Source organism: Aeromicrobium sp. REDSEA-S32_B7, assembly GCF_001626145.1.
GTDB lineage: Bacteria > Actinomycetota > Actinomycetes > Propionibacteriales > Nocardioidaceae > Aeromicrobium > Aeromicrobium erythreum.
The window spans coordinates 1-8,873 of record NZ_LUNF01000301.1 but is presented as its reverse complement, the minus strand read 5'-3'; the positions used below and the strand labels follow the sequence as shown (position 1 = coordinate 8,873).

General features: G+C 70.5%; 7 protein-coding genes and 2 pseudogenes. 4 read left to right on the top strand and 5 right to left on the bottom strand.

The window, feature by feature from the left end; all coding sequences use genetic code 11:
* Positions 1–7: 7 nt before the first annotated feature.
* Positions 8–622 (top strand): annotated as a pseudogene (locus A6Q79_RS17455) (thioredoxin domain-containing protein); the annotation flags it as partial.
* Positions 623–801: 179 nt separating this feature from the next.
* Here A6Q79_RS17455 and A6Q79_RS17450 read toward each other — a convergent pair.
* The 4 genes from A6Q79_RS17450 to A6Q79_RS17435 all read right to left on the bottom strand — a co-directional run bounded on the left by A6Q79_RS17450 (position 802) and on the right by A6Q79_RS17435 (position 5,073).
* Positions 802–975, bottom strand: a complete 174-nt coding sequence (locus A6Q79_RS17450; RefSeq protein WP_286690906.1) for a CsbD family protein — start codon at positions 973–975, stop codon at positions 802–804.
* A gap of 121 nt (positions 976–1,096) precedes the next feature.
* Entirely contained in the window at positions 1,097–1,270 is a 174-nt protein-coding gene (locus tag A6Q79_RS17445) for a CsbD family protein (RefSeq protein ID WP_286690904.1), read from the bottom strand.
* A gap of 143 nt (positions 1,271–1,413) precedes the next feature.
* Complete coding sequence (locus A6Q79_RS17440) at positions 1,414–2,205, bottom strand: TetR/AcrR family transcriptional regulator (protein ID WP_286690905.1); 792 nt, start codon at positions 2,203–2,205, stop codon at positions 1,414–1,416.
* A 651-nt stretch (positions 2,206–2,856) separates the two neighbouring features.
* The gene (locus tag A6Q79_RS17435; RefSeq protein ID WP_286690092.1) at positions 2,857–5,073 is read right to left on the bottom strand and encodes an NADP-dependent isocitrate dehydrogenase; all 2,217 of its coding nucleotides are present in this window, start codon (positions 5,071–5,073) and stop codon (positions 2,857–2,859) included.
* 159 nt (positions 5,074–5,232) lie between these two features.
* On the opposite strand from A6Q79_RS17435, the gene A6Q79_RS17430 reads away from it, so the two are divergent.
* Together A6Q79_RS17430 and A6Q79_RS17425 are read left to right on the top strand one after the other, a co-directional pair.
* The gene (locus A6Q79_RS17430; protein ID WP_286690091.1) at positions 5,233–6,831 is read left to right on the top strand and encodes a catalase; all 1,599 of its coding nucleotides are present in this window, start codon (positions 5,233–5,235) and stop codon (positions 6,829–6,831) included.
* Positions 6,832–6,940: 109 nt separating this feature from the next.
* Positions 6,941–7,927, top strand: a complete 987-nt coding sequence (locus A6Q79_RS17425) for a malate dehydrogenase (RefSeq protein ID WP_067854905.1) — start codon at positions 6,941–6,943, stop codon at positions 7,925–7,927.
* Positions 7,928–7,993: 66 nt separating this feature from the next.
* On the opposite strand, the gene A6Q79_RS17420 is transcribed toward A6Q79_RS17425, so the two are convergent.
* Entirely contained in the window at positions 7,994–8,629 is a 636-nt protein-coding gene (locus A6Q79_RS17420) for a M14 family zinc carboxypeptidase (protein WP_317698864.1), read from the bottom strand.
* Here A6Q79_RS17420 and A6Q79_RS17415 point away from each other — a divergent pair.
* Positions 8,628–8,873: pseudogene (locus A6Q79_RS17415) on the top strand (hypothetical protein); the annotation flags it as partial. The gene A6Q79_RS17420 and the pseudogene A6Q79_RS17415 overlap by 2 nt on opposite strands.

Sequence of the window (8,873 nt, the reverse complement as noted above, 5' to 3'; positions counted from 1 at the left end):
GTCGGGCATTGGCTTCACCATCTCGCTGCTCATCGTCGGCATCGCGATCGACGACCCTGCCGCGCAGGACGAGGCCAGGGTCGGCGTGCTCGCAGCGTCCGTGCTCGCCTTCGTGCTCGGCGCCGCCGTGCTGCGCGCGCTCGACTCCCGGCGTCCCGTCGTGCCACCGGGCACCGTCCTGCTCCGCCCGTTCGACCCGCGCCGCGACCACTACAAGGGGCCGGCCGACGCACCGCTCGTGCTCGTCGAGTACGGCGACTTCGAGTGCCCGTTCTGCAGCCGGGCCACCGGCATGGTCGACGAGGTCATCGAGCACTTCGGTCGCGACGTCGTCTGGGTGTGGCGGCCCCTGCCGCTCCACCAGCACCACCCGCACGCCGAGCTCGCGGCTCGCGCCTACGAGGCGGCGCACCTCCAGGGCCGGCACTTCGACTACGCGCGGCTGCTCTGGGCCCACCAGGACCAGCTCGAGCGGCTCGACCTCCTGCGCTACGCCGACGAGATCGGGCTCGACCTCGTGCGGTTCGAGGCCGACCTCGACGCCGACGACGTGCTGCGGCGGGTGCGCGAGGACGAGGACGACGCCGACCTGATGGACGTCGCGGCGACCCCGACGTTCTTCATCGGCACCGAGAGGTACGACGGTCAGTGGGACGCACCGACCCTCATCGCCGCGCTCGACGCTCGACGCCCTACGCCTGACGCCCTCAGGTCCTGCGCGTCGCGGGCCCGGGACGCGAAGAAGCCCGGTCACCGCTCACGCGGTCGACCGGGCTTCTCGCAGTGCGTGCGAGGGGGACGTCACTTCTTGAAGGCGTCCTTGATGTCCTCGCCGGTGTTCTTCAGCGAACCCTTGGTCTGGTCCTTCTGGCCCTCGGCCTGCAGGTCCTTGTCGTCGGTGGCCTTGCCCACGGCCTCCTTGACCTCGCCGGTGACCTTCTCAGCGGTGTTCTTCGCCTTGTCGATGAAGCTCATGGTGATCCTCCTTGGATCGGTGGGGTGACAACTAAAACGCTACGGCGGCTGCAGGGGTCGGCAACTCGAAGTGACGGTGCCGCCGAACTCCTCAGAGAGTTCTCAGTACCCCCCGGCCGGCTCACTTGTTGAAGGCGTCCTTGATGTCCTCGCCGGTGTTCTTCAGCGAACCCTTCGTCTGGTCCTTCTGGCCCTCGGCCTGCAGGTCCTTGTCGTCGGTGGCCTTGCCCACGGCCTCCTTGACCTCGCCAGCAACCTTCTCGGCGGTGTTCTTGGCCTTGTCGATGAAGCTCATGTCGTCCTCCTGAGTGGGTAGGTGAGGAGCCGAACCGTTCGGCTTACGTTGTAAACCTTACGCCGTAAGCCGAGCGCCGCAACGCGACCTGGTGAGACGTCCGTCACGACGCGGAGCGACGCCCGGACGTCCGTCGCCCGACGTCATTCCGCCAGGCGCGAGGCGATCCCGTCGAGCATCTCGGCCAGCGCCCGCTCGAACTCCTCGGCGTAGCGGTCGGCGGCGAGCCGGGCGGCATGCCGATGGATCGTCGGATAGGTCTCCTCGTCGACCATGCCCGCGGGGTCGATCACCTGCTCCGGCGTCGACGCCTCCGCCACGGCGTCCTGCTGGTCGGCGTCGCGGGTCGGCGACAGGCCGCCAGGGACCGCCTCCGACGCGTCGGCCCCCGCGCCGAACGACCCGTCGCCGTCCTTCGGGTCGCGCAGGGTGCGCGCACCCGTCTCCATCAGCAGGTAGCCGAGCAGGAAGCTGTTGAACGAGCGGTAGGCGAACACGACCTCCTCGTCGTCGAACCCCTCCGCCTCCAGCGCCTCGAGGACCGACTCGATCCACGCCAGCGAACGCAGGGGCGGGTTGATCCACGGAGCCTCCGACGGGCGCGTGGCCACCACCGGGAAGGCGTGAGGATGGGCCAGGGCGTAGCGGCGCACACCGCGCGCCAGGCGCTCCAGGTAGTCGCGCCAGCCGTGCTCGGCCGTCCGCAGCACCTCGGGGTCGGCGTCCAGCTCGGCGACCACCAGGTCGACGACGGCGTCGAGCAGGTCGTCGCGCGTGCCGACGTGCTTGTACAAGCTCATCGCCTCGACGCCGAGCCGCTTGCCGATCGCCCGCATCGAGGCGGAACCCACGCCCTCCTCGTCGATCAGCTGCAGCGCAGCCTCGGCGATCGTGCGGCGCGAGAGCGTGCCGCGCCGAGAGGACGTCGAGGGCATGGGGGGATCGTGCCACGGCGCAGTGGGACCGACGACCCGAGCATCGGGACAGGAGCACGACAGGGTCCCGGCGGAACACTCCGCTGGTCGAGTAGTCAGGACGGCGAGCGCCAGCGAGCTCGTCCTGACGTATCGAGACCACCCGGCAACAGCCCAGCGCGGGCCAACCCCCAGCGACGGCGTGGAGTGGTCTCGATACGCCCGGAGCACGCTCCTTCGTCGCGGCTCCGCGCTACTCGACCAACGAGACCTCCCGCTGGTCGAGTAGAGGCCACGCGCGACGAAGGAGCGCCGTGGCCGCGTATCGAGACCACCCGGCAACAGCCCAGCGCGAGCCAACCCCTAGCGACCGCTCGGAGTGGTCTCGACCTCCGCCAGCTCCTCCGTCGCGGCGTCGACTACTCGACCAGCGAGCCCCTTCCGCTGGTCGAGTAGCGGCATGGGCGACGAAGGAGCTCCGTGCCGCGTATCGAGACAACTCGGCAACGGATCAGCGCGGGCCAAACCCCAGCGACCGCCTGAAGTGGTCTCGATACGCCCGAACGAGCTCCTCCGTCGCCGGCCGGCCTACTCGACCAGCGGATCGCTCCGCGGGCCGGGCGCACGACGCCCCCGCGACCAGGGGGTCGCGGGGGCGTCGGTGGCGGCAGGTCAGACGCTGAGCGAGCCGAGGACCTCGTTGAGGGTGCTCGAGGGACGCATGACCTTCTCGGCCTTCTCGTCCGACGGACGGTAGTAGCCGCCGATGTCGGCGGGCGATCCCTGGACGGCGAGCAGCTCGTCGACGATCGTCTGCTCGTTGCCGCGCAGCGCACCCGCGACGTCGGCGAACGCGGACGCCAGCTCGGCGTCCTCGGTCTGCTTCGCCAGCTCCTCGGCCCAGTAGAGGGCGAGGTAGAAGTGGCTGCCGCGGTTGTCGATCGTGCCGAGCTTGCGGCCCGGCGAGCGGTTCTCGTCGAGGAAGGTGCCGGTGGCGCGGTCGAGCGTGTCGGCGAGCACCTGGGCGCGCGCGTTGCCGGCCGTGGTGGCCAGGTGCTCGAAGCTCGCCGCCAGCGCGAAGAACTCGCCGAGGCTGTCCCAGCGCAGGTAGTTCTCCTTGACGAGCTGCTGCACGTGCTTCGGCGCGGAACCGCCCGCACCGGTCTCGAACAGTCCACCGCCGTTGATCAGCGGGACGACGGAGAGCATCTTCGCGCTCGTGCCCAGCTCCAGGATCGGGAACAGGTCGGTGTTGTAGTCGCGCAGCACGTTGCCGGTGACGCTGATGGTGTCCTCGCCGCGACGGATGCGCTCCACCGAGTAGGTGGTCGCCTCGGCCGGCGCCATGATCTCGATCGTGAGGCCGTCGGTGTCGAGCTCGGGCAGGTAGGCGTTGACCTTGGCGATGAGGTTCGCGTCGTGGGCGCGGGTCTCGTCGAGCCAGAAGATCGCGGGGGCGCCGGTGGCGCGGGCCCGCGTGACGGCGAGCTCGATCCAGTTGCGGATCGGCACGTCCTTCGTCTGGCAGGCGCGCCAGATGTCGTGCGGCTCGACGTCGTGCTCGAGGAGCACGTCGCCGGAGGAGTCGACGACCTGCACCGTGCCGGCCGTCTCGATCTCGAAGGTCTTGTCGTGGCTGCCGTACTCCTCGGCCGCCTGCGCCATGAGGCCGACGTTGGGCACCGAGCCCATCGTGGTCGGGTCGTAGGCGCCGTGCGCCTTGCAGTCCTCGACGACGGCCTGGTAGACGCCGGCGTAGCTGGAGTCCGGGATGACGGCGAGGGTGTCGTGCTCCTGGCCGTCCGCGCCCCACATGTGGCCCGACGTGCGGATCATGGCGGGCATCGACGCGTCGACGATGACGTCGCTCGGCACGTGCAGGTTCGTGATGCCCTTGTCGGAGTCGACGTAGGCGAGGCGCGGTCCCTCGGCGAGGCGCTGCTCGAAGGCCGCCTTGATCTCGGCGCCGTTGTCGAGCGCGTCGAGACCGGAGAGGATGCCGCCCAGGCCGTCGTTGGCGCTGAGGCCGGCCGCAGCGAGGTCGTCGCCGTACTGCGCGAACACGTCGGCGAAGTAGGCGCGCACGACGTGGCCGAAGATGATCGGGTCGGAGACCTTCATCATGGTGGCCTTGAGGTGCACCGAGAACAGGACGTCGAGGTCCTGGGCGCGCTGGACCTGCTCGGCGAGGAAGGTGTCGAGGGCGGCGGCGCGCATGACGGTGGCGTCGACGACCTCGCCGGCGAGGACCTTCAGGCCGTCCTTGAGGACGGTGGTGCTGCCGTCGGTGGCGACGTGCTGGATGGTGAGGGTGTCGTCGGCGTCGAGGACGACGGACTTCTCGTTGGAGCGGAAGTCGTCGGCGCCCATGGTGGCGACCTCGGTCTTGGAGTCGCTGCTCCAGGCACCCATGGAGTGCGGGTTCTTGCGGGCGTAGGCCTTGACCGACGCGGGGGCGCGGCGGTCGGAGTTGCCCTCGCGGAGCACCGGGTTGACGGCGCTGCCCTTGACCTTGTCGTAGCGCGCCTTGGTGTCCTTCTCGGCGTCGCTGGTCGGGTTGTCCGGGTACGCGGGGAGGTCGAAGCCCTGCTCCTGCAGCTCCTTGACCGCGGCCTTGAGCTGCGGGATCGAGGCGCTGATGTTGGGCAGCTTGATGATGTTGGCCTCGGGCGTCTTGGCCAGCGCGCCGAGCTCGGCGAGCGCGTCGTCGACCTTCTGGTCGGCGGGGAGCACGTCGGCGAACGCGGCCAGGATGCGACCGGACAGCGAGATGTCGCGGGTCTCGACCTCGACGCCGGCCGTCGAGGCGAAGGCCTCGATGACGGGGAGGAACGAGTAGGTCGCCAGCAGCGGGGCCTCGTCGGTGTGCGTGTAGATGATCTTGGCCATCGCGGGCCACTCCTCAGGGTCGACCGAAAGTCTCTCGACCTCAAGATATCCCGTGCGAGCCGCGTCACCACATCGGCCCGGCGGGGGTGCCGTCGCGCGGTCGCGGGACTCGCGGATCCGGGAGACGGTGGGAGTGACACCGACGCCCGAGGAGTGAGCATGACGCACGAGATCCCCCAGCCCGACGACGGCACCGCCATCGCGACCGCGCCGACGCCCGAGGCGCAGAAGGGCTCGACGACGGAGACCGGCGCGCCTGCGGTCTCGGACCGCAACAGCCTGACGCTCGGCGCGGACGGCCCGATCCTCCTGCACGACCGTCACCTGCTGGAGCAGATGGCGCACTTCAACCGTGAGCGGGTCCCGGAGCGCAACGTGCACGCGAAGGGCTCGGGTGCGTTCGGCACGTTCGTGACGACGGAGGACGTGTCCGCGTACACGAAGGCGGCGCTGTTCCAGCCGGGCGTCGAGACCGAGATGCTGGCGCGGTTCTCGACCGTCGCGGGCGAGCAGGGATCCCCCGACACGTGGCGCGACCCGCGCGGCTTCGCGCTGAAGTTCTACACGACCGAGGGCAACTACAGCCTCGTCGGCAACAACACGCCCGTCTTCTTCGTGCGCGACACGATGAAGTTCCAGCACTTCATCCGCAGCCAGAAGCGGCGCGGCGCGAACGGTCTGCGCGACAACCACATGCAGTGGGACTTCTGGTCGCTGAACCCGGAGTCGGCGCACCAGGTGACGTACCTGATGGGCGACCGCGGCATCCCGCGCTCGTACCGGCACATGAACGGCTACGGCTCGCACACGTTCCTGTGGATCAACGCCGCCGGCGACAAGCACTGGGTGAAGTACCACTTCCACAGCCAGCAGGGCGTGCAGGGACTGACCGGTGAGAACGCCGACCGCATCGCGGGCCACGACGCCGACTTCCACCGGCGCGACCTGTTCGAGGCGATCGAGGCCGGCGACCACCCGTCGTGGCGCCTGTCGGTCCAGCTGATGCCGTACGAGGACGCGAAGACCTACCGGCTCAACCCGTTCGACCTCACGAAGGTGTGGCCGCACGAGGACTACCCCCTCGTCGAGGTGGGCACGATGACGCTGAACCGGAACCCGCAGAACTTCTTCGCCGAGATCGAGCAGGCGGCGTTCGAGCCGTCGGCGGTGGTGCCGGGCATCGGGTTCAGCCCCGACAAGATGCTGCTCGGTCGCGTCTTCTCCTACTCCGACACGCAGCGCTACCGGATCGGCCCGAACTACCACCAGCTGCCGGTGAACCGGCCGAAGAACGTGCAGCACCACAACACGTACACGTTCGACGGTCCGATGGCCTACGACCACAGCGGCGACCAGCCGGTGTACGCCCCGAACAGCGAGGGTCGTGGCTACAGCGACGAGGTGGGCGTGGTGGAGGACGGGTGGGAGGCCGACGGTCCGATGATCCGCCAGGCGTACACGCTGCGCCCGGACGACGACGACTTCAGCCAGGCCGGGGCCCTCGTGCGCGAGGTCTGGGACGACGCGCAGCGCGAGCGGTTCGTCGAGACGGTCGCCGGCCACCTGCTGGGCGGCGTGACCGGCGAGGTGCTGGAGCGGGCCCTGGACTACTGGCGCCACGTGGACGAGGCGACGGCGAAGCAGATCGAGGAGCTCGTGCGCGCGGGCCTGGGTGGCGACAACCCGGGCGGCGAGGACGACCAGGCGAAGGACCTCGTGGCCAACGCGCTCGTGGAGACGCGCACGCACGCCGGCTGAGCGAGGACCGACGGCCGGCAGCGGCCCGCCCGCGTGCGCGCGGGTGGGCCGCTGCGTTACGTTCGTCACAGACCCCGCCGCACCCTTCTCCCACAAGGAGCACCCCGACGTGACCCACCCCGTCAAGGTCGCCGTCACCGGCGCCGCCGGCCAGATCGGCTACAGCCTGCTCTTCCGCCTCGCCTCGGGCGACCTGCTCGGACCCGACACGCCCGTGCAGCTGCGACTGCTCGAGATCACGCCGGCGCTGAAGGCGTTGGAGGGCGTGGTGATGGAGCTGGACGACTGCGCGTTCCCCACGCTGCACTCGGTCGAGATCGGCGACGACCCGCGTGAGGTGTTCGACGGCGTGAACCTGGCCCTGCTGGTCGGGGCCCGCCCCCGGACGAAGGGGATGGAGCGCGGCGACCTTCTGGAGGCCAACGGCGCGATCTTCACGGCGCAGGGCAAGGCGCTCAACGACGTCGCGGCCGACGACGTGCGGATCGGGGTCACCGGCAACCCGGCGAACACGAACGCGCTGATCGCGCTGAGCAACGCACCCGACATCCCGGCGGAGCGGTTCAGCGCCCTCACCCGGCTCGACCACAACCGGGCCATCAGCCAGCTGGCAGCCCGGACCGGCAGCGCCGTGGCCGACATCCGCCGCATGACGATCTGGGGCAACCACTCCGCCACCCAGTACCCCGACCTGTTCCACGCCGAGATCGGCGGACGCAACGCGGCCGAGGTCGTCGACGACCAGGCGTGGATCGAGGACACGTTCATCCCCACGGTCGCCAAGCGCGGCGCCGCGATCATCGAGGCGCGCGGCGCGTCGTCCGCGGCGAGTGCCGCCTCCGCGACCATCGACGCGGCCCGCGACTGGCTGCAGGGCTCCCCCGAGGGCGACTGGGTCTCGATGGCGGTGCGCTCGGACGGCTCCTACGGGATTCCTGAGGGTCTCGTGTACTCCTACCCGGTCACCACGCACGACGGCGACTGGTCGATCGTGCAGGACCTCGAGATCGACGACTTCAGCCGGTCCCGGATGGACGCGACCGCCGCCGAGCTCGTGGAGGAGCGCGACGCGGTGACGGCGCTCGGGCTCGTCTGACCGAGCCGCCCCGCACTCGTCCTCCGGGGCGGAGCGAGCGGCCGAGCCTGGCGCCCGGCCCAGCCCTCAGCCGAGACGGGCTCGCACTCGCGCGGCACCGGTGATGGCCAGGCCGGCCCGGCGTCCGGCGTAGGCGCTGCTGACCGACGCCCGGTACTCCAGCGTCGTCGCCGTGCCGTGCCGGCCGTAGTAGCGGTTGTACCAACCCGTGAGCGTGGGACTCGTCAGGCCGGACGGCGTCCCGACGCCGACCTCGCGGATGGGCAGGCCGAGCGCGTCGGCGAGGCGTCGCTCCCACCCGCGGTCCTTGTCGGTGCGCACGACGACGCCGAACGGCTGGTGGACCGAGGCGATGTAGTCGGGTCGCTTACGACGCAGGAACGCCGCGACGGCCTTCGTCTCCCGTTCGCTCGCCGCCCGGGGGCCACCCCAGGTGCGCGTGCCCTTGCCGCTCGATCGGTAGCCGCTCGTGCCCCAGTTGCGGTTGAGGTCGACGCCGCGAGCGTTCGTGCGCGTGCCGCGGGCGTTGCCGTCGGGGTTCATGGTCGGGATGACCCAGATCTCGCTGCCCTTGGTGGGCTTCACGTTGCGCCGGACCCAGTCGGCGGTCTGCAGGCCGGCCTTCTCGTCGCCGTGCATCTGCCCGAGCACGACCAGCGTGCGCTTCTGCGTCGTGTGCGACCAGCCGCGGTAGTACCCCATGATCCTGCGACCCTGCACGGTCGTCCCGAGGACGGCGCTGCGCGTGATGAGCTTCGGGGTCGGCTTGGGCTTGGGCGTCGGCTTGGGCGTGGCGGTCGGCTTCGGCGTGGGCGACGCGGTGGGCGTCGGCGAGGCCGTCGGGCTGGGGGTGGGGCTCGCGCTCGTGGGTGTCGGGCACTGGCGCGCCGGCCTGCTGGTCGTCGACGTCGCCTCGACCGCCGGCTCGGACGGGTCCGGCACGTCG

Bases quoted from the DNA above. Each gene is read 5' to 3' on its own strand.
- A6Q79_RS17450 (WP_286690906.1), bottom strand. From the start codon at position 975: ATGAGCTTCATCGACAAGGCGAAGAACACCGCTGAGAAGGTCACCGGC.
- A6Q79_RS17445 (WP_286690904.1), bottom strand. From the start codon at position 1,270: ATGAGCTTCATCGACAAGGCCAAGAACACCGCCGAGAAGGTTGCTGGC.
- A6Q79_RS17440 (WP_286690905.1), bottom strand. From the start codon at position 2,205: ATGCCCTCGACGTCCTCTCGGCGCGGCACGCTCTCGCGCCGCACGATC.
- A6Q79_RS17435 (WP_286690092.1), bottom strand. From the start codon at position 5,073: ATGGCCAAGATCATCTACACGCACACCGACGAGGCCCCGCTGCTGGCG.
- A6Q79_RS17430 (WP_286690091.1), top strand. From the start codon at position 5,233: ATGACGCACGAGATCCCCCAGCCCGACGACGGCACCGCCATCGCGACC.
- A6Q79_RS17420 (WP_317698864.1), bottom strand. From the start codon at position 8,629: ATGGGGTACTACCGCGGCTGGTCGCACACGACGCAGAAGCGCACGCTG.